The organism is Kitasatospora aureofaciens (assembly GCF_001188955.3).
GTDB classification, from domain to species: Bacteria; Actinomycetota; Actinomycetes; order Streptomycetales; family Streptomycetaceae; genus Kitasatospora; species Kitasatospora aureofaciens.
Genome location: NZ_JPRF03000046.1, coordinates 33,048 through 56,689, shown reverse-complemented (window position 1 = coordinate 56,689; position 23,642 = coordinate 33,048). Strand labels below are relative to the sequence as shown.

Genomic DNA, 23,642 nt, shown 5'->3' with positions numbered 1-23,642 from the left:
TCCTGCTGCGCGGCGCCGCCCGCGCCGCCGCCGCTGTTCCCACGGCCCCGGCCGCCCCGGCCGCGGCCCTCCGAGCCGGCGGCGCCGCCGTCCTCCTCGACCGCCTCGGCGACGTGGCCGGTGAGGGTGAGGAAGACGTCGTCCAGGGTCGGGCGGCGCAGGCCTATGTCGTCGATCTCGATGCCCCGGCCGTCCAGTTCGCGGATCGCGTCGGCAAGCACCCGGGCGCCGCCGCTGACCGGCACGGTGATCTTCCGGGTGTTCTTCTCCACGGCCGGCTCGCCCAGCGCGTACCGGGACAGCGCCGCGACCGCGTCCGCGACCAGGCCCGGGTCGTGCACCACGACCTCGATCCGCTCGCCGCCGATCTGCGCCTTGAGCCGGTCGGCCGTGCCGCGGGCGATCACCCGGCCGTGGTCGACCACCGCGATGTCGTGGGCGAGCCGGTCGGCCTCCTCCAGGTACTGGGTGGTCAGCAGCAGCGTGGTGCCCTGCTCGACCAGGGTCTCGATGACCTCCCAGAGCGCGAGCCGGTTGCGCGGGTCGAGGCCGGTGGTCGGCTCGTCCAGGAACATCACCGGCGGCCGGACGACCAGCGCGGCGGCGAGGTCGAGGCGCCGGCGCATGCCCCCGGAGTACGTCTTGGCGGTGCGGTCCTTGGCCTCGGTGAGGTTGAACCACTCCAGCAGCTCCAGCGCGCGGGCCTTCGCGTCGCGGGTGCGCATCTGGTACAGCTCGCCGACCATGGTGAGGTTCTCGAAGCCGGTGAGGTACTCGTCGACCGCCGCGTACTGACCGGACAGCCCGATCAGGCTGCGCACCCGGTCCGGGTGTTCGAGGACGTCGACCCCGGCCACCACCGCGCGGCCGGAGTCCGGGCGGAGCAGGGTGGTGAGGACGCGCACGGTGGTGGTCTTGCCGGCCCCGTTCGGGCCGAGCAGCCCGAGCACCGTGCCCTCGGGGACGTCGAGGCTGACGCCGTCCAGGGCTCGTACGTCGCCGAAGGTCTTGACCAGGTTCTCGGCTTGGATGGCTGGCGCCATGGCCTGCCTCATCTCCTCGGTCGAGTATGGGCGATCTGTCCCACTCCGCCCCCCGTTCGGGCGCGCGGGCGACTCGGTTCCCGATAACCGAAACAGAACGCGATGTATCGCGAGTGTGGCAACTCGCGATACATCGCGTCAAGGGGATTAAGGGGAACGGATCGGGAGAGGGGACGGCCGCTCAGCCCGCGACCACGTACCCCGCGTCCCGCAACTCGCCCACCACCAGCGCGCAGTGCTCCGGCCCCTTGGTCTCCAGGTGCAGGTCCACCTCGACCTCGGTCAGCCCCAGCCGCGGGTCGGTCCGCACGTGCGCGACGTCCAGCACGTTGGCGTCCACCCTGGTCAGCACCCCCAGGAGGTCCGCCAGCGAACCCGGCTTGTCCGCCAGCCGCACCCGCAGCGACAGGTAGCGCCCGGCCGCCGCCAGCCCGTGCCGCAGCACCCGCTGCATCAGCTGCGGGTCGATGTTGCCCCCGGAGAGCACCGCCACCACCGGGCCCTCGAAGGAGTCCGGCTGCTCGAGCAGCGCCGCGATCGGGGCCGCCCCGGCCGGCTCGACCACCAGCTTCAGCCGCTCCAGGCCCAGCAGCAGGGCCCGCGCCAGGGCGTCCTCGGAGACCGTGCGGATGCCGTCCGCCAGGGTGTTGACCACCTCGAACGGGATGTCCCCCGGGCGCCCGACCATGATCCCGTCGGCCATGGTGGCGAAGTGCTCCAGCGTCACCGGCCGCCCGGCCGCCAGCGAGGGCGGGTACGCGGCCGCGGCCGCCGCCTGCACCCCGACCACCCGGACGTCCGGTCGCAACGGCTTGACCGCCGCCGCGATCCCGGCCAGCAGCCCGCCACCGCCCACCCCGACCAGGATCGTGCGCACCTCGGGGCACTGCTCCAGGATCTCCAGGCCGACGGTCGCCTGGCCGGTGACCACGTCCCAGTGGTCGAAGGGGTGGATGAACACCGCCCCGGTCGCCTCCGAGTACCGCTGCGCGGCCTGTAGCGCCTCGTCCACGGTGGTGCCGTGCAGCCGCACCTCGGCGCCGTACTCGCGGGTGGCCGCGACCTTGGGCAGCGGCGCCGCGACCGGCATGAACACGGTCGAGCGCACCCCCAGCAGCGAGGCCGCCAGCGCCACCCCCTGGGCGTGGTTCCCGGCGCTCGCCGCCACCACCCCGCCGGCCCGCTGCACCGGCGAGAGTCCCGCGATCCGCACGTACGCCCCGCGCAGCTTGAAGGAGCCGGTGCGCTGGAGGTTCTCGCACTTGAGGTGGACCGGCGCGCCGATCAGTCCGGACAGGTGCCGGCTGCCCTCCATCGGGGTGACCCGGGCGACCCCGGCGAGCATCTTCTGGGCGCCGCGGACGTCGTCGAGGGTGATCGGCCAGTTGTGCATGATCCCAGCCTAGGGCGCCCCGCGTGGGGCAGGCCGGATCAGCACGCCCGGCCTGGCCCGCACGGGGCGCCCCCGGGCGCCCCGCACCCCACATCGGGGACGTCGGGCCTGTTCCCGGGCCCGCTCCGCCCGCGTACGCTGCTGGTTCTGAGCTTCTCTCACCGCATGACGATCGTGAGCCGCGATGACGACGCCCTCGCCCCAGGCCACCGACCGAACCGAGCCCGTGCACACCCAACTCCAGTACCAGCTGGCGGTGTTCGCCCGCCGGATGGAACAGGTCCGGACCTCCGGCGGCGTCGGCACGCTGGACCGGGCCGCCTATCTGCTGCTCGACCGCCTGGAGCGGCACGGCCCGGCGAACGTCAAGGCGCTGGCCGAGGCGCTGGGGGTGGACTCCTCCACGGTGACCCGCCAGGTCGCCCCGCTGGTCGCGGCCGGGCTGGTCGGCCGGGTGCAGGACCCGGCCGACCGCCGCGCGGTACGGCTCGCGCTGACCTCCTGCGGCACCGGTCGGCTGGCCGAAGTCCGGGACGGGCGGGCCGAGTTGACCCGCCGCCTGGTGGCCGGCTGGCCGCCCGAGGAGCAGCGGGCGTTCTGCGCCCTGCTGGCCCGCTTCAACCTCGCGATGGAGTCCTACACGGCGGACCAGCAGGGGCAGTAGGGCCAACGCCCTTAGCCGAGCGCCTGCTTGAGGTCGGCCAGCAGGTCGTCGACGGACTCGATGCCCACCGAGACGCGCACCAGGTCGGCCGGCACCTCCAGCGGCGAACCGGCCGCCGAGGCGTGGGTCATCCGGCCCGGGTGCTCGATCAGCGACTCCACGCCGCCCAGCGACTCGCCCAGGGTGAACAGCTGCGCACGGTTGCAGACCTCGACGGCCGCCTCCTCGCCGCCGGCGACCCGGAACGAGACCATGCCGCCGAAGGCCTTCATCTGCTTGGCGGCGATGTCGTGGCCGGGGTGCTCGGGCAGGCCCGGGTAGAGCACCTGGCTGACCTTGGGGTGGCTGCTCAGCAGCTCGGCGACCTTCTCCGCGTTGGAGCTGTGCCGGTCCATCCGGACGCCCAGGGTCTTGATGCCGCGCAGCACCAGCCAGGCGTCGAACGGCCCGGAGACGGCGCCCATCGCGTTCTGGTGGTACGCGACCTCCTCGCCGAGGCCCGCGTCGGCCAGCACCAGCGCACCGCCGACCACGTCCGAGTGGCCGCCCATGTACTTGGTGGTGGAGTGCACGACGGCGTCCGCGCCGAGCGAGATCGGCTGCTGCAGGTACGGGCTGGCGAAGGTGTTGTCGACCACCAGCAGGGCGCCGGCGCCGTGCGCGACCTCGGCGAGCCCGGCCAGGTCGGTGATGCCCAGCAGCGGGTTGGAGGGGGTCTCGACCCACACCGCGCGGGTGTTGGGGCGCAGCGCGGCGCGGACGTCACCCAGCGCCTGGGTGTTCGCGACGGAGAACTCGACGCCCCAGCGGGTCAGCACCTTGGCGAACAGCCGGAAGGTGCCGCCGTAGGCGTCGTTGGGGATCACGATGTGGTCGCCCGGCTTGAGGATGGTGCGCAGCAGGGTGTCCTCGGCCGCCAGGCCGGAGGCGAAGGCGAGGCCGCGGGCGCCGCCCTCCAGCGCCGCGAGGCACTCCTCCAGCGCGGTGCGGGTCGGGTTGGCGCTGCGGCTGTACTCGTAGCCGCCCCGCAGGCCGCCCACCCCGTCCTGCTTGTAGGTGGACACCTGGTAGATGGGTGTGACGACGGCCCCGGTCTGGGGGTCTGCTTCCTGACCCGCGTGGATGGCGAGGGTCTCGAAGCCGTGGGGAAGCTGGTGCTCGGTCATGGCTCCGAGCCTAACGGCCGTACGGCCGAGCGCTCGCCGGAATCGGCGGACGGAATCCGCAGGCCGTCCGGTGCGTTGAACCCTGGGCAACCCTCCCTACCCCCGCTGGAGCAGGCCGTGCTGTTCAACCGCCACAAGACCTCGCTCGTCCCCGCCGACCAGGCACTGCCCGGCCGCCAGGCCCCGGGTTTCGCCCTGACCGAGCCGCACACCGTGCTCGGACACCCGCTCACCGGCCCGTATCCGGAGGGTCTGGAGGTGGCCGACTTCGGGCTGGGCTGCTTCTGGGGCGCGGAGCGCACGTTCTGGCTGCTGCCCGGCGTCTGGACGACGCTGGTCGGTTACCAGGGCGGCCACACGCCCAATCCCACGTACGAGGAGGTGTGCAGCGGGCTGACCGGGCACACCGAGGCGGTCCGGGTGGTGTTCGACCCGGCGGTGATCTCCTACGAGCGGCTGCTGAAGACCTTCTGGGAGGCCCACGACCCGACCCAGGGCAACCGCCAGGGCAACGACGTGGGCACCCAGTACCGATCCGCGCTCTACACCCACTCCCCCGCCCAGGCCGCCGCCGCGGGCGCCACCAGGGACGCCTTCCAGCCCGCCCTGACCGCGCTCGGTTACGGCCCGATCACCACCGAGATCGCGCCGGCCGGCCCGTTCTACCCGGCCGAGCCGTACCACCAGCAGTACCTGTCGGACGCCAAGAACCCCAACGGTTACTGCGGTCTGGGCGGGACGGGCGCCTCCTGCCCGATCGGCGTGGCCCGCACCCAGGGCTGACCGCCGCCGCCCCTCGCCGCCCGGCCCGGGAGCGGGCGGAGCCGACCGGGCGCGACCGGAGCCGGAACGGGTCGGCCGCGCCCGGTCACAGCCGCTGCGGCGCCCGCTCGTCGGAGCCGTCGGAGGCGGTGCCGGGGTTCTCCGCCAGCAGTTTGCCCTCGGCGTCGTACACCCCGATCGCGGGGCCGGCCGGCCGCCGGTGCGCGGACGGGTCGCCCGTCGGCATCGGCGGCAGGACCACGTAGTAGCCGGTCCAGCCCTTCATCCCGGCGGTGGTGACGATGGTGGCGACGGTCGGCTTGCCGTCGAAGAACGCGACGATCCGGGAGGGGGTCGGTCCCAGGTAGAAGCTGGCCACGACGGAGCGGTCCCGGTTGCCGCTGGTCTGCGCGTAGACGCTGGGCTTGTCGTGCTCCAGGTTGTCGCTGCGCACGTCCCGGCAGCCGAAGGAGGTGTGCCAGCTGCCGTCGGACTCGCGGGACTCGTCGCAGCGCTGGTTCGCGGTGAACCAGATCCGGGTGTCGTCGGTGACCAGGATCTTCTCCCCGGGGGCGACCTGCCGCACCGGCGAGAGCGGCAGCGCGGTCCGGGTCGAACTCGGGGTCGGTGAGCCGGTCGGGGTCGGTGCGGCCGCCCCCGTCGACCCGGCCGCCCCCGTGGAGGGGGCCGACGCCGCCTCCAGCTCCGCCGCGGCGTTCCCGGGCGCGCCGCCGCCGGGCACCGGCGATGACCGCCGCCGGCTCCGGCCCGGCCGCGTGCGGGTCCTCGTTCCTGAACAGCTCTCCGAGTCGGTCCTCGAAGCTCATACCGTCACCTCGATGTGCGTCGTGGCACCCGCCGGGCCGCCCGTGCGGTCGGCGAGTTCGGGGTGTGCGCGCAGCTTCGACATCGCCCGGTTGAGCGTGCTCTTCACGGTGCCCCGGGCGATTCCCAGTTCGGCCGCGACGGCGGCCTCGGTGAGGTCCCCGTAGTACCGCAGCACGACGACCGTCCGCTCCCGGCGGGTGAGGGTGCCCAGCGCCTGGTGCAGCAGCGCCCGTTCGGCCTGCCGTTCGGCCAGGTCCTCGGCCAGCGGCCGGTCGGGGGCGTGGTCGGTGGGCAGTTCGCGGTTGCGCAGCCGGCGCCACCAGTCGCGGTGCTGGTTCACCACGATCCGGCGGACGTACGCGATGGGGTCGTCGCCGGTGATCCGGTGCCAGTGCAGGTAGGCGCGTTCCAGCGCCGACTGCACGATGTCCTTGGCCCGCTCCGGATCTCCGGTCAACAGCTCGGCCAGCCGCAGCAGTTGGCGGCCGCTCCCGGCGACGAAAGCGCTGAACTCGGCATCCTGCCGCTGTCTCTGCTCGCGTTTCACACCCACCTGACTCCTCGGGCGGACCGCGAGGTTCGGTCCGCCCGGAGCTTTTCTTCGGATACGGGGGTGCGGGAATGCAGGAATGCGGCTGTGCGGGGGTGCCGGGGATGCGGACCGGCTCCCGCCGGCCCGGACCCGATCAGACGGCGCTGCCGGCCTTCCAGTCGGCCCAGCTCAGGTTCCAGCCGTTCAGGCCGTTGTCCGGGGCGACGGTCTTGTCCCCGGAGTTCACGACCTCGACCACGTCGCCGATCATCGAGGACTTGTAGAACTTGTAGCCGTCCGTGCTGCTGTCCGAGGCGCCCTTGGCGTCCTGCAGGCCGACGCAGCCGTGGCTGGTGTTCTGCCCGCCGAAGATCGACGGCGAGGACCAGTAGTTGCCGTGGATGAAGGTGCCGGAGGTGGTCAGGCGCTGGGCGTGCGGCACGTCGGCGATGTCGTACTCGCTGCCCAGGTTGACGGTCTGCGAGTTCATCCGGGTCTGGGTGAACTGCTCGGAGATGACCATCTTGCCGCCCCAGGTGGTGTGCTCGGGGGCGCCGCCGGAGATCTTGTAGACGGCGCTGACCTGGCCGTCCGTGGTGACGGTGAGCTTCTTGGTGCCGAGGTCGGCGACGCTGGTCTGGGCGCGGCCGATGGTGAAGCTCACGTCCTTGGACTGGGTGCCGTAGACGCCCTTGGCGCCCTCGACGTCCTTGAGCCGCAGCTTCAGGGTGACCTTGGTGCCCTTGGCCCAGTACTCCTGGGGCCGGAAGTCGAGGCGGGTGCTGGAGAACCAGTGGCCGACGATCTCGACACCCGGCTCCGCTATCACGGAGATCGCCGACTGGACGGCCTTCTTGTCGGTGATCGGCTTGCTGAAGTTGATCGAGACCGGCATGCCGACGCCGACCACCGAGCCGTCCTCGGGGGTGAAGTACCCCACGAAGGTGTTGGCCGGGGTCGCCGTGGTGAAGGTGGCGTTGGCGTCCGCCTCCAGCTTGTCCTTGTCGACGCCGCTGGCGGTGACGGAGTACTTGGTGCCGCTGGCCGGGGCCGCCGCGGAGGTCCAGCTGGTGTTGTCGGAGGAGAGCTGGCCGGCCAGCTCCTTGCCGGTGGAGTCGGTGACCTTGACGGCGCTCAGGGTGCCGTTGCTGACGGTGACCTTGACCGGCTCGCTGAAGCTGGCGCCGGTGGTGCCGTCCGCCGGGCTGACGGTGATCACGGCGGCCGAGGTCTTCGGGGCGCTGCCACCGCCCGAGCCCCCGGCGCCGCCGTTGGCACCGCCACCGCCGGAACCGCCGTTGCCGCCGCCGCTGCCGCCGCTGTTGTCGTTGCAGGCCGCGAGCAGCAGGACCGGCGCACCGATCAGGCCCGCGAGCACTCCGCGCCGGCTCCAGCCGCCCCCGGCCACCCGCCCCTGACCGTCCCGTGCCGTCACGTCACGTCTCCCTGCTGATTCGTCCCGGGCAATTACGGATACAGAAACGCAATCCGGCTGCTCACGGTTCCATCCCCGAAGGGTAAGCGATCGTATGAGATGACCCAACTTCCCGCCTAACATGGACAAAACGCCCGGTCCGCGGAAAGCGGACCGGGCGTTCACGGGCGTTCACGGCACGTACGGCCGTTACTCGGCGGACTCCTCCACCGTGTACTCGTCCCACTCCTCGCTCTCGGGGTCGAACTCGGTCTGCGCCGACTCCCAGGTCGCCGAGGCGAGCTCGACGCCCGGGACGTCGCCGAGCAGCGCGACGGGGTCGATGAAGTGGGCGAGCGAACCCGACGGGTCCACCTCGATGGCCTCGACGGACTGGGCCCGCTCCTCGTCGTCCAGGTACTCGTCCCCGGCGACCTGCTGCAGGGCCGCCGCCTTGAGGGCGCCCTCGTCGGTGATCTCCGCGATGAGCTCGATCTTGAGCTTGACGTAGCGCGGGGCGTCGGTCGTTTCAGTGCTGGTCATGCGTGCGAGCGTACGGGAACGGAGGCTCCCCGGCGCGCACACGGAGGCCGGACGCACGGGAGGGCCGGTCCTCGGAACAGGACCGGCCCCACCGTTCCTCCGCCTCGGCTCCCCCACCCGGGAGCCGCGGAGCCGCGCCGTGCGGCGCGGTGATCGCCGCGGGAGTCGCCGCACCCTGTCGACCGGCCGGAGCCGGACAGGGGCGGGACGACGGCGCCTCCCGCGGAGGGCCCCTCCCTCCGGTACCGGTCGGGGAGGGCGGACACGGCGGCCGGGTCAGGACCGTCCGACGTGTCCGGAGCCGACCGCGCCCGCCGGGGAGCCGCTCCCAGTCGGCCGCTGCCGCCTCGCTCGGCGTCTCGCCGTTGACCACCACGATGCCGGAGCCTTGTTAACCACGTGCTGCGGGCAGGTGACGCCGGTGTACCACTTCGCCCGTGGACGAATCCTTCCGATCCGCCCACGGGCCGCGCGGGGTGAGCGGGCCTCAGCGCGCACCGGGCCCGGGAACGGGCCTCAGTGCCCGCCCGCCGTGATCCGGCGTCAGTGCGCGCCGCGGGTGGTCAGGAAGCTCAGCAGGTCCTGGCGGGTGACGATGCCCTGGGGCTTGCCCTCGACCAGCACGACCGCCGCGTCGGCCTTCTCCAGCACGGTCATCAGGTTGGTGACGGTCTCGCCCGAGCCGACCACCGGCAGCGGCTTGGACATCACCTTGTCCAGGGTGTCGGTCAGCTCGATCTCCTTGGCGAAGATGCCCTCGAGCAGCAGCTTCTCCACCACCGAGCCGATCACCTCGCCGGCCATGATGTCCGGGTGGCCGGCGCCCGGGGAGACCACCGGCATCTGCGAGACGCCGTACTCGCGCAGCACCCGGACCGCCTCGGCGACCGTCTCGTTCGGGTGCATGTGGACGAACTGCGGGACGCCGCCCTGCGCCACGGACTCCTTGCGGGCCAGCACCTCGCCGATGTGGGCCTCGTCGGTGGAGGAGGGCAGGAAGCCGTAGTCGGCCATCCAGTCGTCGTTGAAGATCTTGGACAGGTAGCCGCGGCCGCCGTCCGGCAGCAGCACCACGACGACGTCGTCCGGCCCGAGCTTGCGGGCCACCTCCAGCGCGGCCACCACGGCCATGCCGCAGGAGCCGCCGACCAGCAGGCCCTCCTCCTTGGCCAGGCGGCGGGTCATCTGGAACGAGTCCTTGTCGGAGACCGCGACGATCTCGTCCGCGACGTTGCGGTCGTAGGCGGTCGGCCAGAAGTCCTCACCGACGCCCTCGACCAGGTACGGACGGCCGGTGCCGCCCGAGTAGACCGAGCCCTCCGGGTCGGCGCCGACGACCTTGACCTTGCCGCCGGAGACCTCCTTCAGGTAGTTGCCGGTGCCGGAGATGGTGCCGCCGGTGCCGACGCCCGCCACGAAGTGGGTGATCCTCCCGTCGGTCTGCTCCCACAGCTCCGGACCGGTGGAGTGGTAGTGCGAGGCCGGGTTGTCCGGGTTGGAGTACTGGTCCGGCTTCCAGGCGTTCGGGGTCTCGCGGACCAGGCGGTCCGAGACGTTGTAGTAGGAGTCGGGGTGCTCCGGGGCGACGGCGGTCGGGCAGACGACCACCTCGGCGCCGTAGGCGCGCAGGGTGTTGATCTTGTCGGTGGACACCTTGTCGGGACAGACGAAGATGCACTTGTAGCCCTTCTGCTGGGCCACGATCGCCAGACCGACACCGGTGTTGCCGGAGGTCGGCTCCACGATCGTGCCGCCCGGCTTGAGGGCGCCCGAGGCCTCGGCGGCCTCGATCATGCGCATCGCGATGCGGTCCTTCACCGAGCCGCCGGGGTTGAAGTACTCGACCTTCGCCAGCACAGTCGCGCTGATGCCCTCGGTGACCTTGTTCAGCTTGACCAGCGGCGTGTTGCCGACCAGGTCGATGATCGAGTTGTGGTACCGCACGGGGGTCCTCCCGGTCTATGGGCATGCGAGTGCATTCGGTACTGCAAAGCCTAGGGCGTGGGTGGCACCCCGGCGCTCCCCTCCGGCACACCGCCCCCAATGGCCCACCTCCGCCCGTGCCGCCGGTAGTCCCACCCCCGGTCCGGGTAAGAGCGCTGTGCAGGCGTTGCCGTGCCTCGAGGGGACGGCACGAGGACGCGAAGGGGGCGCCGGATGCCAGGCGCACAGGACTCACGGGCCCGGGTGGCCCGCCGGATCGCCACCGCCGCGGCGTACGGCGGCGGGGGCCTCGGCCTGCTCGGCGTGGGCCTGGTGGGCCTGCTGCTGACCGAGAGCAAGCTCGCCATCCAGGCCATCGGCGTCCTGGAGACCGTCCCGCCCAAGGCCGACGGGGTCTACGGCGAGGCCTTCGCCGACCGCTGCGCCGCCCCGCAGGCGCCGCTGGTGCTGGCCGTCCTCGGCGACTCCACGGGCGCCGGGCTCGGGGTGGCCCGGGCCCGCGAGACCCCGGGCGCGCTGCTGGCGGCCGGCCTGGCCTCGGTGGCCGAGCGCCCGGTGCGGTTGGTCAACGTGGCCCGGTCCGGCGGCCGCTCCGCCGACCTCCCCGGCCAGCTGGAGCAGGCCCTGCGACACCGCCCGGACATCGCGGTGATCATGATCGGGGCCAACGACGTGACCCGGCACAGCCCCGCCCAGGTCGCCGTCCGGCAGCTCGGCGAGGCCGTCGCCGCGCTGCGCGCGAACGGCTGCGAGGTGGTGGTCGGCACCTGCCCGGACCTCGGGACGATCAAGCCGGTGCGCCCGCCGCTGCGCTGGGTGGCCCGGCGGCTGAGCCGCCAGCTGGCCGCCGCGCAGACCATCGCGGTGGTGGAGGCGGGCGGCCGCACCGTCTCGCTGGGCTCGCTGCTCGGCCCGGAGTTCGCCGCCCGCCCGGAGATGTTCGCCGCCGACCGCTACCACCCCTCCGCCCAGGGCTACGCCACCGCCGCGATGGCCGTCCTGCCCTCGGTGTGCGCCGCGCTGGGCCTGTGGCCGGAGGAGGAGCGGCCGAGCGCCGCCGTTCCGGGTGAGTCGGTGCTGCCGGTCGCGCTGGCCGCCGCGGCGGCGGCCGGGCGGGCGGGCACCGAGGTGGCGGCCGTGGAGGCGGAAGGCACGGGCCGGCGCTGGGCCCTGCTGCGCCACCGGCTGCGGGTCGGCGCGGAGGCGCCGACGGAACCCGGCGCGGACCCCGGGAACACGTCGGCCAGCTCACACGCCGGGGCCGGTGACGGTTGAGCTACCAACCGGTAGCTTTCCTCCCGGACCGCCAAGTCCGCCGTCACTCAGCGAGGAGCCCGCAATGCCCGAAGCCGTCATCGTCAGCGCCGCCCGTTCGCCGATCGGCCGGGCCTTCAAGGGCTCGCTCAAGGACGTCCGCCCGGACGACCTGACGGCCCACATCATCCAGGCCGCCCTGGCCAAGGTCCCGCAGCTCGACCCGCGCCAGATCGACGACCTGATGCTCGGCTGCGGCCTGCCCGGCGGCGAGCAGGGCCACAACCTGGCCCGCATCGTGGCTGTCCAGATGGGCATGGACTACCTGCCCGGCGCCACCATCACCCGCTACTGCTCCTCCTCGCTGCAGACCACGCGGATGGCGCTGCACGCGATCAGGGCCGGCGAGGGCGACGTCTTCGTCTCGGCCGGTGTCGAGACCGTCTCGCGCAGCATCAAGGGCACCTCGGACGGCCTGCCGGGCACCATGAACCCGATCTTCGACGAGGCCCAGGCCCGCACCGCCAAGCGCGCCGAGGAGGGCGGCGGGGAGTGGCACGACCCGCGCGAGGACGGCCTGGTGCCGGACGCCTACATCGCGATGGGCCAGACCGCCGAGAACCTCGCGGCGCTCAAGGGCATCACCCGCGCCGAGCAGGACGAGTTCGGCGTCCGCTCGCAGAACCTCGCCGAGGCCGCCATCAAGGCCGGCTTCTGGGAGCGCGAGATCACCCCGGTCACGCTGCCGGACGGCACCGTGGTCAGCACCGACGACGGCCCGCGCGCCGGCGTGACCCTGGAGGGCGTGTCCGGCCTGAAGCCGGTGTTCCGCCCGGACGGCACCGTCACCGCCGGCAACTGCTGCCCGCTGAACGACGGCGCGGCCGCGCTGGTCATCATGTCCGACACCAAGGCCCGCGAGCTCGGCATCACCCCGCTCGCCCGGGTGGTCTCCACCGGCGTCAGCGGCCTGTCCCCCGAGATCATGGGCTACGGCCCGGTCGAGGCCTCCCGGCAGGCGCTCAAGCGGGCCGGCCTGACCATCGACGACATCGACCTGGTCGAGATCAACGAGGCCTTCGCGGCCCAGGTGATCCCCTCCTACCGCGACCTGGGCATCGACCTGGACAAGCTGAACGTCAACGGCGGCGCCATCGCGGTCGGCCACCCCTTCGGCATGACCGGCGCCCGGATCACCACCACGCTGATCAACTCCCTGCAGTGGCACGACAAGCAGTTCGGTCTGGAGACCATGTGTGTCGGCGGCGGCCAGGGCATGGCCATGGTCATCGAGCGCCTCAGCTGACCCTCCCGCACTCCCGAAGGGTCTGGACCACCCGTTTGGAGTGACACTGGGTAATTGAGGGCCGGATCACACCGAGAGGTCGATCCGGCCCTCTTCTCTGTCATTTCCGGTCCCGAAATCGACACTGCGGAGCGGATCAACTCCACTGCGTAGAAGGGTGTTACCTAACAATTTGGGGACAAGCGCGAAACTCCCGGACGAATTAGACATTCGCCACTGCGGTAACAGCCCCGCATACGGCAGTGTGGACACGTAACCCCGTTCCGCTCCGCGCTAGGAGTACGTTCCGTGAGCGTCGTCTACACCATCCTGCTGCTGATCCTGATCACCGTGTCGTCCGCCGTGCTGCTCCGCCTGCGCGGGATCTCCCGCCGGCTGGACGCGCAGGCCGCGGCCCCGACCGTGCCCGCACCGGTGGACGAGGCCGCGATACGCCGGGCCGTCGGCGAGGCGCTCGCCGCCGACCGCGAGCGGGAGATCACCGAGGCCCGGGCGTTCTGGGCCGAGCAGGAGGCCCGCGCGGCCGAGGACGCTCCACTGTTCGACTCCCCGTTCACCGGTGCCTTCACCGGCACCGCCGAGTGGCCGGTGTTCTTCCCCCGCCCCACCGGCCCGCAGGATGCCGCCGACAACGCCGGGACGATGGACCCGGAGTTCGGCGAGGCGTTGCGCTCCGCGCTGGAGGACCTGATCGGCGAGGGCGGCACCGGCCCGGCCGAGCCCGGCGGCGAGGGCGGCGCCCCGCTGCGCCCCGGCCACCCGGTCGGCGAGCCTTCCAAGGACGCCCGAGCCCGCCGCGAGGCCGACCTGCTGGCCACCGGCCTGGAGGCCGGACTGCTGGACGCCGAGCCGGTCGTGGAGGACGCCCCGGTCGCCGTGCCCGACCCGCGCCGCCACCCCTCGCACCCCGACTTCGTGCCGAGCCAGTCGCCCTCCCGGGAGTGGACCGACACCCGGCTCGCCGCCCTTGCCGAGGAGGCCGTCGCCCTGGTCGACGTCCGCCCGGGCCCGCTGGGCACCCTGGACGTGTACGCCTTCGCCGACGGCACCACGCTGTGCGTGGCCCCGGGCGACCGGGAGGCCGCCTACCGGCTGATCGACGCGGTCCGTGCCGGTGAGCACGTCCGGCTGCTCGGCGGCTCGCGCTTCTCCGGCTCGTACTCGCTGACCTTCTCCACCGACGACGAAACCGTCTACGTGCTCGCGGACCGGGTGGTCGCCAGCATCTGACGTCACCTCACCCAGCAGCGGGACCGAAGGCCGGCCGGGCCAAGGGGTTAGTTACCCGGCCGGCCTTCGGCGTGTCCGCGCCCGCGCCGTCCCCTACCCGCGCCGGCCCGAACGCGTCGGGGGTCAGGGGCGTCGAGGCTCGGTCAGGCGCAGAGCTCGGCGGTCTCCCGCACCGCGGCCACCGCCCCGGCCAGCACCTCGGCCGCCGCCGCCGGCCCGTCCGGCAGCGCCACCGCGGCGCCCTCCGGCAGGGCCGCCAGCGCGGCCGCCAGGTCGTGCCCCGCGACGGCCAGCTGGTCCCCCGCCGCGAAGGCCCCGGCGTCCGGGAACTCCCGCTCCGGCCCGCCCTCCGCCGCCAGCGCGAGCGCGGCCAGCCGCCGGGCCAGCGCCAGCGCGGCCGCCGCCCGCGAGGGGTGCCCGGGCACCGCGCCCAGCAACTTGCTCTGCGGCAGCGAGCGGAAACGATCCGCCAGTTTGTCGACGGCTTCGACCAGGGGCTGTACGTCATGCATGCACAGGAGCCTAACCACAAACGCCGCCGGGCCCCGGAGCGGTCGGCTCCGGGGCCCGGCGGCAGTGGTACGGCGGGGAGTGGGCGTCAGTCGTCGCCGCGCAGGCTCGCGATGAGGCGCATCATCTCGACGTAGATCCACACCAGCGAGAAGGTGAGCCCGAAGGCGGCGCGCCAGGCCTCCTCCTGCCGGGCACCCCGGGCGATCGCCTCCTCGACCTCACTGAAGTCCAGCGTCAGGTAGAACGCGCCGATGGCGACGCCGAGCAGGCCGATGCCGAAGCCCAGCGGGCCGCCCCAGGTGTTGAGGCCCCCACCGAACGCCCAGGCGATGCAGTTGATCAGCAACAGCCCCGAGAAGCCCAGGCCGATCGCCAGGCCGATCCGGCGGTACTTCGAGCCGACCCGGAGCCGACCGCTCTTGTAGACGTAGAGCGTCGCGCCGAAGACCACCGCCGTGCCGACGACCGCCTGGATCGCGATGCCGGACCAGATGGTGTTGAGGACGTGGGTGGTCGCACCCAGCGCGAAGCCCTGGAACGCCGCGTAGGCCAGCACCAGGGCGGGGCTGATCTTCTCCCGGAACTGGACGACCAGACCGACGATCGCGGCGACCAGCGAGGCGCCGATCGCGAAGCCGTAGTTCTCGAACGGCAGGGTCAGCCAGGACACCGCGCCGGCCACGACCACGGTCAGCAGCGTCATGGCGGTGCGGGCGACCACGTCGTCGAGCGTCATCCGCCCGGTGGCCGCGGGGCCGGCCGACGGACCGCCGTACATCTGGTGGAGCTGGTCGTCCGTCAGCGGGCCCTGCCCCTGGGGCTGCGCGTACTGCGTCCCCGCGTAGGGGTTGCCGTACGGGCCCCCGGCCTGACCGCTCGTTCCGAACCCCGCGTAGCCGGGCTCGCGGGTGAACGACCCCTCCCGCGAGAAGACCGGGTTGCTGCTTCTCATTGCTCATTCCCTCCGTGGCGGCACTGCACCGCCCGCGCACCAGGGTAATGGCTTGGCAAAAATTTCGGGATACGCCGCGAGGAGGATCCGGTGAACGACTCCCGGCGGGGACGCCGGTGGCGCCCCCGCGGGTCGTTGCGGTGCCCGGAGCCGGACTCGAACCGGCACGGCCTCGCGGCCAAGCAGTTTTAAGCTGCCCGTGTCTGCGTTCCACCATCCGGGCGTCCTGCGAACCACCCCTGAGAGTAGTCGCCCGGATCACTCTTTCGCATGTTCCCGGCCCGGGAAGTTGTCATGTTTCCTTGCCATCTGACGAACAGTTCGGAATTCGGCCACGAAGCACGGTGATTCCGGCCACCGCCCGGCCACCGCGCCCGACCTCAGGGTTCCCGTCATACCGCAGGAGGAGGGTGCCGCCCCTCCCTACACCCAGCGGCGGTCGGGCCAACCGTCCGGCGGAGCGACGCCGGACCATGATCACGTAACGGAGCATGGGGGTACGAATCCGCGAACCAGCAAGGAGCACCCCCGTGACCACGTCGACCGCAACCGCCGTCCACACCGGCCTGGCGGCCGCCCGCGCCACCGGTCTGAACAAGGTCTACGGGGAGGGGGAGACCCGGGTCGTCGCCCTCGACAACGTCAGCGTGACCTTCCCCCAGGGCGAGTTCACCGCCATCATGGGCCCCTCCGGCTCCGGCAAGTCCACCCTCATGCACTGCATGGCCGGCCTGGACACCGTCTCCTCCGGCTCCACCACCATCGGCGACACCGAACTCGTCGGCCTCAAGGACAAGCAGCTCACCCAGCTGCGCCGCGACCACATCGGCTTCATCTTCCAGGCCTTCAACCTGCTCCCCACCCTGACCGCCCTGGAGAACATCACCCTGCCGATGGACATCGCCGGCCGCAAGGCCGACCAGGCCTGGCTCGACCGCGTCGTCGACACCGTCGGCCTGTCCGGCCGCCTCGGCCACCGCCCCTCCCAGCTCTCCGGCGGCCAGCAGCAGCGCGTCGCCTGCGCCCGCGCCCTCGCCGGAAAGCCCGACATCATCTTCGCCGACGAACCCACCGGCAACCTCGACTCCCGCTCCGGCGCCGAGATCCTCTCCTTCCTGCGCAACTCCGTGCGCGAACTCGGCCAGACCGTCGTCATGGTCACCCACGACCCGGTCGCCGCCTCCTACGCCGACCGCGTCGTCTTCCTCGCCGACGGCCGCATCGTCGACGAACTCCACGCCCCGACCGCCGACACCGTCCTGGACCGCATGCGCCGCTTCGAGGCCAAGGGCCGCACCAGCTGACACCCGGCCCGTACGCCCGACGCCCTCGATTCCCAGGACACCTCATGTATCGCACCGCACTGCGCAACGTGCTGGCCCACAAGGGCCGACTGCTGATGACGGCACTGGCCGTCATGCTCGGCACGGCGTTCGTCGCCGGCACCATGGTCTTCTCCGACACCTTCGGCAAGGCCCTGCGGGACAGCAACTCCAAGAGCTACTCGGACATCGCCGTCCAGGTCGTGGACCGCTCGGCCGGCTCCAGGGCCTCCGCCAGGGAGAAGAGCGAGGGCGGCTCCGCCACGCTCACCGACGAAACCGTCCAGCAGCTGGCCTCGCTGCCGGGCGCGGCCGGCGCCCGCGGCGTGGCCGGCGGCTTCACCGGGGTCGCCGACAAGAAGGGCGACCTGATCGGCCAGGTCTGGTCCGCCAAGGGCGCCAACTTCGCGCCCGGCCAGGACGGCCGGGACCCGCGCTACCCGATGGTCGAGGGCCAGGGCCCGAAGAACGCCAAGGAGATCGCCCTCGACCGCAGGACCGCCGACAAGGCGGGTTACAAGGTCGGCGACACCGTGCGGGTGGCCGCCAACGGGCCGGTGATCGAGGCCAAGCTCACCGGCGTCTTCACCACCGACGACCCGGTGGTGAACACCGGCGGCACGCTCACCCTGTTCGACAAGGCCACCGCCCAGCAGACGCTGCTGGAGCCGGGCCGCTACAGCAGCATCGTGCTCACCGCCAAGCCCGGCACCTCCCAGGACGCGCTGCTCGCCCAGGTCGAGCCCAAGGTGACCGGCCACCAGTTCGACGTCGAGACCGGCACCAAGCTGCAGGCCGACGAGCAGGCGCAGATCACCCAGGGCACCGACAGCATGCGCACCATGCTGCTGGTCTTCGCCTTCATCTCGCTCTTCGTCGGCATCTTCATCATCGCCAACACCTTCACCATGCTGGTCGCCCAGCGCACCAGGGAGCTCGCGCTGCTGCGGGCGATCGGCGCCAGCCGCAAGCAGGTGACCCGCTCGGTGCTGATCGAGGCGCTGGTGATCGGCGTCGTCTCCGCAACGGCCGGTCTGCTGGCGGGCATCGGGATCGGCGCCGGGATGCAGTCCCTGATCGGCTCGCTGAACGAGAACATGCCGAACGGCTCGCTGGTGGTCAAGCCGCTCACCGTCGTGGCGACCCTCGTGGTCGGCGTCCTGGTGACGGTCCTGTCCGCCCTGCTGCCGGCCATGCGCGCCGCCCGGATCGCCCCGGTGGCGGCGATGAGCAGCGGCGACCAGCCGGCCAGTCAGAAGAGCCTGGTGGTCCGCAACACCATCGGCTCGGTGCTCGCCGGCGGCGGCCTGGCACTGATCGGCTACGGCGCCTCCACCGGCAACGACAGCGGCCGGCTGCCGGTCGGCGCGGGTGCCTTCCTGGCCCTGATCGGCGTGTTCGTCCTGCTGCCGCTGCTCTCCCGCCCGGTGGTCGCGCTGGTCGGCCCGCTGCTGCGGGCCCTGGGCGGCACCCCGGGCAAGCTCGCCCAGCAGAACGCGGTGCGCAACCCGCGCCGCACCGCCGCCACCGCCGCCGCACTCACCATCGGGCTGACCCTGGTCACCGGTCTGACGGTGCTCGGCACCTCGATCGGCGACACCATCGACCGGGCCGTCACCAAGTCGATGAAGGCCGACTACATCGTCTCGACCGCCAACGGCATGAACCTGTCCGGCCAGGTGCCCGCCCAGATCGCCAAGGCCCCCGGCGTGGCGGCCTCCTCGCCGATGACCGCCGCCTACTGGAAGCTCGACGGCACCTCGAAGGCGATCAGCGGCCTGGACGCGGCCGCCTTCGAGCAGCTCGCCGAGATCAAGCTGACCAGCGGTTCCGCCGACGCACTCGGCAAGGGCCAGCTGCTGGTGGACCAGGACGTCGCCACCAAGTTCAACGTCGCCACCGGCTCGACGATGACCGCCACCTTCCCGGACGGCTCCACCGGCCCGCTCACCGTCGGCGGCGTGTACGAGAAGGGCGGCATGCTCGGCCCGGTCCTGCTGGCCAACAGCGAGATCGCGAAGCACGACCCGAAGCCGTACGTCGCCGACGTGCTGGTCAGGGGCAAGAACGGCGCCACCCCCGAGCTCAAGCAGGCGCTCAAGGACGCCACCGGCGCCAACCCGGTGATCGAGGTCAAGTCCAAGCAGGACGTCCGGGACGACTTCAGCCAGGTCATCACCTTCGCGCTGAACCTGATGTACGGCCTGCTGGGCATGGCGGTCCTGATCGCCGTCCTCGGCGTGATCAACACGCTGGCCATGTCGGTCTTCGAGCGCAAGCGCGAGATCGGGATGCTGCGGGCGATCGGCCTGGACCGCAGCGGCATCAAGCGGATGGTCCGGCTGGAGTCGGTGGTGATCTCGCTCTTCGGCGCCGGGATCGGCCTGCTGCTCGGCTGCTTCATCGCCTGGGCGATCAACGGGACGCTGAAGTCCAGCCTGGCCGGGCTGACCACCGTCCTGCCGTACGGCCAGCTGGCGGTCTTCCTGGGCCTGGCCGGGCTGGTCGGCCTGGTGGCCGCGATCTGGCCGGCCCGCCGGGCGGCCAAGCTGGACATCCTGGAGAGCATCAAGACGGACTGACGCCCCGGCACCGGCTCCCGCCCCCGGTCGCACCCGCGGCCGGGGGCGGACCTGTGGCCGGGGGCGGACCCGTGGTCGGGCGCGGACCTGTGGAGGCCGTCCCGGGACACGGCAAGAGCCCCTGCCGGAGGGTTTCGGCAGGGGCTCTTCTACTGCTGTACTCCGCCCGGTCGCACGGCCGGCTGAGCACCACGGAGGTCGTGGTCCGGCGACACTGCCGGGCGGAGGGCCTCCGACTCATACCCCGGCGCTCCCACACCGGGGTCCAGTCGCTTACTTGCTGGCGAGCTCCTTGTCGGCGGCCGGCTTCGCGGCCTCGACGGGCTTGGTGGGCGGCGTGACCTCCTGGATCGGAAGCTGCGGGTTCTCCATCTGGGAGAGGCCCACCGCCTCGCGCTTCAGGAACATCGCGAGGGTCCAGTCGGTGAAGACCCGGACCTTGCGGTTGAAGGTCGGCACCATCGCGCCGTGGTACAGGCGGTGGAACCACCAGGCCGGACGGCCCTTCAGCTTGTACTTGCCAAAGAGGATCGCCACGCCCTTGTGCAGGCCGAGACCGGCGACCGCACCCAGGTTCTTGTGCTTGTACTCCTTCTGCGGGAAGCCCCGCATGCCGGAGATGACGTTGTCACCGAGGACGACGGCCTGGCGGCAGGCGTGCTGGGCGTTCGGCGGGCACCAGGCGCCCTCGCCGGCGGCGAGGTCCGGGACCTGGGCGTTGTCGCCGGCGGACCAGACGTAGTCGAAGCCCTGGACCTGGAGGGTCGGCGCGGTGTCGACGTGGCCGCGCGGGCCCAGCGGCAGGCCGAAGTTGGCCAGCACCGGGTTCGGCTTCACGCCGGCCGTCCACACGATGGTGGCGGCGTCCATCTCCATGCCGTTCTTCAGCATGACGTGGCCGTCGATGCAGGAGTCCATCGAGGTCTCGATGTAGACCTCGATGTTCCGCTCCTCCAGCTTCTCCTTGGTCCACAGACCGAGGTCCGGGCCCATCTCGGGGAGGATGCGGTTGGCGGCCTCGACCACGACGAAGCGCATGTCGTCGCGGCTGACCGTCTTGTACAGCTTCGACGCGTCGCGCGCCATGTCCTCGATCTCGGCGACCGTCTCGATGCCGGCGAAGCCGCCGCCGATGACGACGAAGGTCAGGGCCTTGCGGCGGACCTCCTCGTCCGAGGTGGACTCGGCCTTGTCGAGCTGGGCCATGACGTGGTTGCGGAGGCCGATGGCCTCCTCGACCGTCTTCATGCCGATGCCGTTCTCCGCCAGACCCGGGATCGGGAAGGTGCGGGAGACCGAGCCGGTCGCGACGACCAGGTACTCGAAGGGCAGCTCGTAGCTGTCGCCGGCCGCCGGCTGGATGGTCGCGACCTTGCGGGCGTGGTCGATGCCGGTGACGGACCCGGTCAGCACCTCCGCCTGCTTGAGGGTCTTGCGCAGCGGCGCGACGAGGTTGCGGGGCGCGACGTTGCCGCCGGCCGCCTCGGGGAGGAAGGGCAGGTACGTCATGTACGACCGCGGGTCCACGACCGTGACGGTCGCTTCGCCGTAGCGCATCTTCTTGAGGATGCGCATCGCGGCATACAGGCCGACGTAACCACCGCCGACAATGAGGATGCGAGGACGCTCCGTGGTGCTCATATCCGAAAGTATCCAGCACCGTCCGGAGCAGCCTTCGTGAGCCCGGTCACAAGCTCGTCGACACCCCGTGCTACACTCCGCGCCCACAAAAACGCCACCGGCGCGCCGGCGCAGGGGCCCCGGCGGCCCCTCGTGAACGCGCGCCGGAGCACCACCCGGCTGAGCAGCAACGATCCGCACAGGGCCCGGGTTCCCGCTCGTGATTTCGATTTTCAAACCCCAACCGAGGCCTGACCTGCGATCCAGTGGGCCCCATCGGGGGCGGGCCTTCGGTCCCACAATTCGGACGTAGCGGGCGGCGGGGTGGGGCGAATGACTGGATCGTCATGTGAAGAAATTCACGAACTTTTCCACTCGCGCCCGGGCGCGCCCCGGCCCCGGCACCCGCAACGGGGCGCCGGGGCCGGTTCGGTAAGCCATGCGGACCGTCAGGAGGCCGTACTCCAGGCGATGCCGTCCAGGATGTCGTGCTCGCTCACGACCAGCTCGGCGGCGCCGGTCCGGTCCATGATCTCCAGCAGCTCCAGCGCGCCCGCCGCGATCACGTCCACCCGGCCCGGGTGCATCGACGGGATGGCCGCGCGCTCGGCGTGGGTGGCGGACAGCAGATCACGGGCGATCTCCGCGACCCGCTCGCGGCTGAGCCGGGAGTGGTGGATCCGCGCCGATTCGTACCCGGGCAGGTCCTGGGCGATCGCGGACACCGTGGTGACCGTCCCCGCCAGGCCGACCAGGGTGGCCGCGCCGGTCAGCGGGACGACCTCCTCCGCCTTGTCCAGCTCGGCCCGCACGTGCGCCCGGGCCTCGGCGATCTGCTCCTCGGAGGGCAGCTCGGCGCCGCCGAAGTGCCGCTCGGTCAGCCGCACGCAACCGATGTCCACCGAGCGCGCCGCCTGCACGTCCTCCCCGCCGAGCACGAACTCGGTGGAGCCGCCGCCGAGGTCGAAGACCAGGTAGGGGGCGGGGAACTGGCCACCGGTCAGCTCCTTGGTGGCGCCCACGAAGGACAGGTGCGCCTCCTCCTCGCCGCTCACCACCTCCGGCTCGACGCCCAGGATGTCGCGCACGCCCTTGACGTACTCGTCGCTGTTCTCGGCGTCCCGGGAGGCGCTGGTGGCGACGAAGCGGGTGCGCTCCGGGCCGACGCCGAAGCCGGTGATGATCTCCCGGTACTCCCGGCAGGCCGCGAAGGTGCGGGCCAGGGCGTCCGGGTGCAGCCGGCCGGTCCGGTCCACGCCCTGGCCCAGCCGGTTGATGATCATCCGGCGGTCGAGGTCGGTGATCTCGCCGGTCTCCGGGTCGAGGTCGGCCACCAGCAGCCGGATCGAGTTGGTGCCGCAGTCGATCGCGGCCACGCGGGTCATGGTCACTCGGACTCCTGCTCCGCCGCGGACCCCGCGGACTCCTCGGCGGCGCGCTTGGCGGCACGCTCGGCGGTCTTCTGCTGCTTGGCCGCGATCACGGCCTCGTGGTCCTGCTCCTTGGCGCGGTTGCGGGCGACCCGCTCACCGGCCGCCTGGACCTCGGCCGGGGAGACGCACGGGCCCTTGGCCCACCAGTCCTCCAGCATGCCGATCGCCTCGTCGCCGAGCGGGTTGACGCCCTCTCCGGCCGCCAGCGAGTGGCCGACCAGCACGTGCAGGCACTTCACCCGGTCCGGCATGCCGCCGGCGCTCGGGAAGCCCTCCAGCACCTCGATCGCGTCGCGCCGGGCGATGTAGTCCTCGTGCGCCTTCTGGTAGGCGGCGGCCAGCTCCGGGTCCTCGGCGAGCCGGGCGGTCTGCTCCTTCATCACACCCTCCGCCTCCAGGGTGCCGATCAGCGAGGCGGCCTTGGGGCAGGTCAGGTAGTACAGCGTCGGGAACGGGGTGCCGTCCGGCAGGCGGGGGGCCGTCTCCACGACGTCGGGGTTGCCGCAGGGGCAGCGGTGGGCCACGGCGCGCAGGCCGCGCGGCACCCGGCCGAGCTGGGCGGCGATGGCCGCGACGTCGGCGTCGGAGACGGCGGGGTGGTTCTCAGTGGTCATGGGGGGTGGGGTCTCCAACGGGGGACGGGGGGAGCGGACGGGGGGTCGCGGGGGCCAGCGCGGCGGTGTCGGCGGCGTCCACCGAGTCCCAGATGCCGGCGTACCAGGGCTTGGCCGCGTTCGGGCGGCCCGCCGCGTCGGCGGACGGCCCGGTCGCGGTGGCGGAGGCGGACGGCCGGGCGGCCGCACCGGACGGATCCGCCGCGATGTACGGGGTCTCCCCCGGCACCGCGTAGTGCAGCCGGGCACGGGCCTGCGCCTTGACGTACTCCGGATCCTGCCAGCGGGCCTTGTCCCGGCGCAGCTGCTCGACCTGCTGGCGCACGTGGTCGGCCTTCGCCCGCTGGGCGGAGATCTCGGCGCGCTGGGAGATGAACTGCCGCGTCGGGTAGGCCAGGATCGCCACCAGCGAACAGAGCACCAGGACGAGGACGGTCGCCCGGCTCGTGAACCGAGGCCGGGCCGCCAAGCCCGGGATCCTCCAGCCAGCCATCTCCCGTATCCCCTCCTGGTCGCGACGGTGCCCC

At 72.3% G+C, this 23,642-nt stretch carries 21 protein-coding genes and 1 tRNA gene; 7 read left to right on the top strand and 15 right to left on the bottom strand.

The genetic code is table 11. The features are described from left to right. Both HS99_RS28670 and ilvA read right to left on the bottom strand, forming a co-directional pair. Positions 1-1,043, bottom strand: a 1,043-nt coding sequence (locus tag HS99_RS28670; protein WP_079151542.1) for an ATP-binding cassette domain-containing protein, incomplete at its 3' end; no start/stop codon positions are given. A gap of 181 nt (positions 1,044-1,224) precedes the next feature. Further along, complete coding sequence (gene ilvA / locus HS99_RS28665; protein WP_030554279.1) at positions 1,225-2,436, bottom strand: threonine ammonia-lyase; 1,212 nt, start codon at positions 2,434-2,436, stop codon at positions 1,225-1,227. A gap of 184 nt (positions 2,437-2,620) precedes the next feature. Between ilvA and HS99_RS28660 the strand changes: the two genes are divergently transcribed. After that, positions 2,621-3,100 carry a MarR family winged helix-turn-helix transcriptional regulator gene (locus HS99_RS28660; RefSeq protein WP_033347623.1) on the top strand — a complete coding sequence of 160 codons (480 nt, stop codon included), beginning with the start codon at positions 2,621-2,623 and terminating at the stop codon, positions 3,098-3,100. Between the two features lie 11 nt (positions 3,101-3,111). Here HS99_RS28660 and HS99_RS28655 read toward each other — a convergent pair whose 3' ends face one another. Further along, positions 3,112-4,266 carry a cystathionine gamma-synthase gene (locus HS99_RS28655; protein ID WP_030554277.1) on the bottom strand — a complete coding sequence of 385 codons (1,155 nt, stop codon included), beginning with the start codon at positions 4,264-4,266 and terminating at the stop codon, positions 3,112-3,114. A 117-nt stretch (positions 4,267-4,383) separates the two neighbouring features. Between HS99_RS28655 and msrA the strand changes: the two genes are divergently transcribed. Then, complete coding sequence (msrA, locus tag HS99_RS28650; RefSeq protein ID WP_030554275.1) at positions 4,384-5,049, top strand: peptide-methionine (S)-S-oxide reductase MsrA; 666 nt, start codon at positions 4,384-4,386, stop codon at positions 5,047-5,049. 85 nt (positions 5,050-5,134) lie between these two features. On the opposite strand, the gene HS99_RS28645 is transcribed toward msrA, so the two are convergent. The 5 genes from HS99_RS28645 to HS99_RS28625 all read right to left on the bottom strand — a co-directional run bounded on the left by HS99_RS28645 (position 5,135) and on the right by HS99_RS28625 (position 10,289). After that, entirely contained in the window at positions 5,135-5,770 is a 636-nt protein-coding gene (locus HS99_RS28645; RefSeq protein ID WP_063737956.1) for a hypothetical protein, read from the bottom strand. Between the two features lie 81 nt (positions 5,771-5,851). Beyond that, on the bottom strand, positions 5,852-6,403 hold the full coding sequence (locus tag HS99_RS28640; protein ID WP_043387839.1) for a SigE family RNA polymerase sigma factor: 552 nt from the start codon (positions 6,401-6,403) through the stop codon (positions 5,852-5,854). 139 nt (positions 6,404-6,542) lie between these two features. Beyond that, on the bottom strand, positions 6,543-7,823 hold the full coding sequence (locus tag HS99_RS28635) for a L,D-transpeptidase (RefSeq protein WP_046385487.1): 1,281 nt from the start codon (positions 7,821-7,823) through the stop codon (positions 6,543-6,545). A 189-nt stretch (positions 7,824-8,012) separates the two neighbouring features. Then, entirely contained in the window at positions 8,013-8,345 is a 333-nt protein-coding gene (locus HS99_RS28630) for a hypothetical protein (protein WP_030286581.1), read from the bottom strand. Between the two features lie 543 nt (positions 8,346-8,888). Beyond that, complete coding sequence (locus tag HS99_RS28625; protein ID WP_030286579.1) at positions 8,889-10,289, bottom strand: cystathionine beta-synthase; 1,401 nt, start codon at positions 10,287-10,289, stop codon at positions 8,889-8,891. Between the two features lie 213 nt (positions 10,290-10,502). Here HS99_RS28625 and HS99_RS28620 point away from each other — a divergent pair, with 213 nt between their 5' ends. The 3 genes from HS99_RS28620 to HS99_RS43600 all read left to right on the top strand — a co-directional run bounded on the left by HS99_RS28620 (position 10,503) and on the right by HS99_RS43600 (position 14,079). Next, a complete protein-coding gene (locus HS99_RS28620; RefSeq protein WP_063737954.1) occupies positions 10,503-11,564 on the top strand; it encodes an SGNH/GDSL hydrolase family protein in 1,062 nt (353 codons plus the stop codon). A 64-nt stretch (positions 11,565-11,628) separates the two neighbouring features. Continuing rightward, positions 11,629-12,849: an acetyl-CoA C-acetyltransferase gene (locus HS99_RS28615; RefSeq protein WP_030286575.1), complete on the top strand. Its 1,221-nt coding sequence runs from the start codon at positions 11,629-11,631 to the stop codon at positions 12,847-12,849. A 288-nt stretch (positions 12,850-13,137) separates the two neighbouring features. After that, positions 13,138-14,079 carry a hypothetical protein gene (locus HS99_RS43600; RefSeq protein WP_050366603.1) on the top strand — a complete coding sequence of 314 codons (942 nt, stop codon included), beginning with the start codon at positions 13,138-13,140 and terminating at the stop codon, positions 14,077-14,079. Between the two features lie 143 nt (positions 14,080-14,222). Here the strand turns inward: HS99_RS43600 and HS99_RS28605 are convergent, their stop codons facing one another. From HS99_RS28605 to HS99_RS28595, 3 genes are all read right to left on the bottom strand, one after another. Then, complete coding sequence (locus tag HS99_RS28605) at positions 14,223-14,591, bottom strand: hypothetical protein (RefSeq protein ID WP_030286571.1); 369 nt, start codon at positions 14,589-14,591, stop codon at positions 14,223-14,225. Between the two features lie 86 nt (positions 14,592-14,677). After that, entirely contained in the window at positions 14,678-15,544 is an 867-nt protein-coding gene (locus tag HS99_RS28600; RefSeq protein WP_030286569.1) for a Bax inhibitor-1/YccA family protein, read from the bottom strand. Positions 15,545-15,685: 141 nt separating this feature from the next. Next, positions 15,686-15,767, bottom strand: a tRNA-Leu gene (locus HS99_RS28595). A 268-nt stretch (positions 15,768-16,035) separates the two neighbouring features. Here HS99_RS28595 and HS99_RS28590 point away from each other — a divergent pair. Then, on the top strand, positions 16,036-16,848 hold the full coding sequence (locus HS99_RS28590) for an ABC transporter ATP-binding protein (protein ID WP_050366604.1): 813 nt from the start codon (positions 16,036-16,038) through the stop codon (positions 16,846-16,848). 44 nt (positions 16,849-16,892) lie between these two features. Then, on the top strand, positions 16,893-19,448 hold the full coding sequence (locus HS99_RS28585) for an ABC transporter permease (RefSeq protein ID WP_030290820.1): 2,556 nt from the start codon (positions 16,893-16,895) through the stop codon (positions 19,446-19,448). 273 nt (positions 19,449-19,721) lie between these two features. On the opposite strand, the gene HS99_RS28580 is transcribed toward HS99_RS28585, so the two are convergent. The 4 genes from HS99_RS28580 to HS99_RS47935 all read right to left on the bottom strand — a co-directional run bounded on the left by HS99_RS28580 (position 19,722) and on the right by HS99_RS47935 (position 23,584). Next, positions 19,722-21,089, bottom strand: a complete 1,368-nt coding sequence (locus HS99_RS28580) for an NAD(P)/FAD-dependent oxidoreductase (protein WP_030290818.1) — start codon at positions 21,087-21,089, stop codon at positions 19,722-19,724. A 428-nt stretch (positions 21,090-21,517) separates the two neighbouring features. Further along, positions 21,518-22,453 carry a Ppx/GppA phosphatase family protein gene (locus HS99_RS28575; RefSeq protein WP_030290815.1) on the bottom strand — a complete coding sequence of 312 codons (936 nt, stop codon included), beginning with the start codon at positions 22,451-22,453 and terminating at the stop codon, positions 21,518-21,520. A gap of 2 nt (positions 22,454-22,455) precedes the next feature. Further along, positions 22,456-23,133, bottom strand: a complete 678-nt coding sequence (locus HS99_RS28570) for a DUF501 domain-containing protein (RefSeq protein WP_078656355.1) — start codon at positions 23,131-23,133, stop codon at positions 22,456-22,458. Next, positions 23,105-23,584, bottom strand: a complete 480-nt coding sequence (locus HS99_RS47935; RefSeq protein WP_050366605.1) for an FtsB family cell division protein — start codon at positions 23,582-23,584, stop codon at positions 23,105-23,107. Before HS99_RS47935 ends, HS99_RS28570 begins: the two co-directional genes overlap by 29 nt. Positions 23,585-23,642: the final 58 nt, after the last annotated feature.

What these genes read in the sequence shown, in the direction of transcription:
- HS99_RS28600 (WP_030286569.1), bottom strand. Translation starts at nt 15,544, where the DNA reads ATGAGAAGCAGCAACCCGGTCTTCTCGCGGGAGGGGTCGTTCACCCGC.
- HS99_RS28580 (WP_030290818.1), bottom strand. Translation starts at nt 21,089, where the DNA reads ATGAGCACCACGGAGCGTCCTCGCATCCTCATTGTCGGCGGTGGTTAC.
- HS99_RS28615 (WP_030286575.1), top strand. Translation starts at nt 11,629, where the DNA reads ATGCCCGAAGCCGTCATCGTCAGCGCCGCCCGTTCGCCGATCGGCCGG.
- HS99_RS28630 (WP_030286581.1), bottom strand. Translation starts at nt 8,345, where the DNA reads ATGACCAGCACTGAAACGACCGACGCCCCGCGCTACGTCAAGCTCAAG.
- HS99_RS28575 (WP_030290815.1), bottom strand. Translation starts at nt 22,453, where the DNA reads ATGACCCGCGTGGCCGCGATCGACTGCGGCACCAACTCGATCCGGCTG.
- HS99_RS28605 (WP_030286571.1), bottom strand. Translation starts at nt 14,591, where the DNA reads ATGCATGACGTACAGCCCCTGGTCGAAGCCGTCGACAAACTGGCGGAT.
- HS99_RS28620 (WP_063737954.1), top strand. Translation starts at nt 10,503, where the DNA reads ATGCCAGGCGCACAGGACTCACGGGCCCGGGTGGCCCGCCGGATCGCC.
- ilvA (WP_030554279.1), bottom strand. Translation starts at nt 2,436, where the DNA reads ATGCACAACTGGCCGATCACCCTCGACGACGTCCGCGGCGCCCAGAAG.
- HS99_RS28655 (WP_030554277.1), bottom strand. Translation starts at nt 4,266, where the DNA reads ATGACCGAGCACCAGCTTCCCCACGGCTTCGAGACCCTCGCCATCCAC.
- HS99_RS28590 (WP_050366604.1), top strand. Translation starts at nt 16,036, where the DNA reads ATGGGGGTACGAATCCGCGAACCAGCAAGGAGCACCCCCGTGACCACG.
- HS99_RS28660 (WP_033347623.1), top strand. Translation starts at nt 2,621, where the DNA reads ATGACGACGCCCTCGCCCCAGGCCACCGACCGAACCGAGCCCGTGCAC.
- HS99_RS28585 (WP_030290820.1), top strand. Translation starts at nt 16,893, where the DNA reads ATGTATCGCACCGCACTGCGCAACGTGCTGGCCCACAAGGGCCGACTG.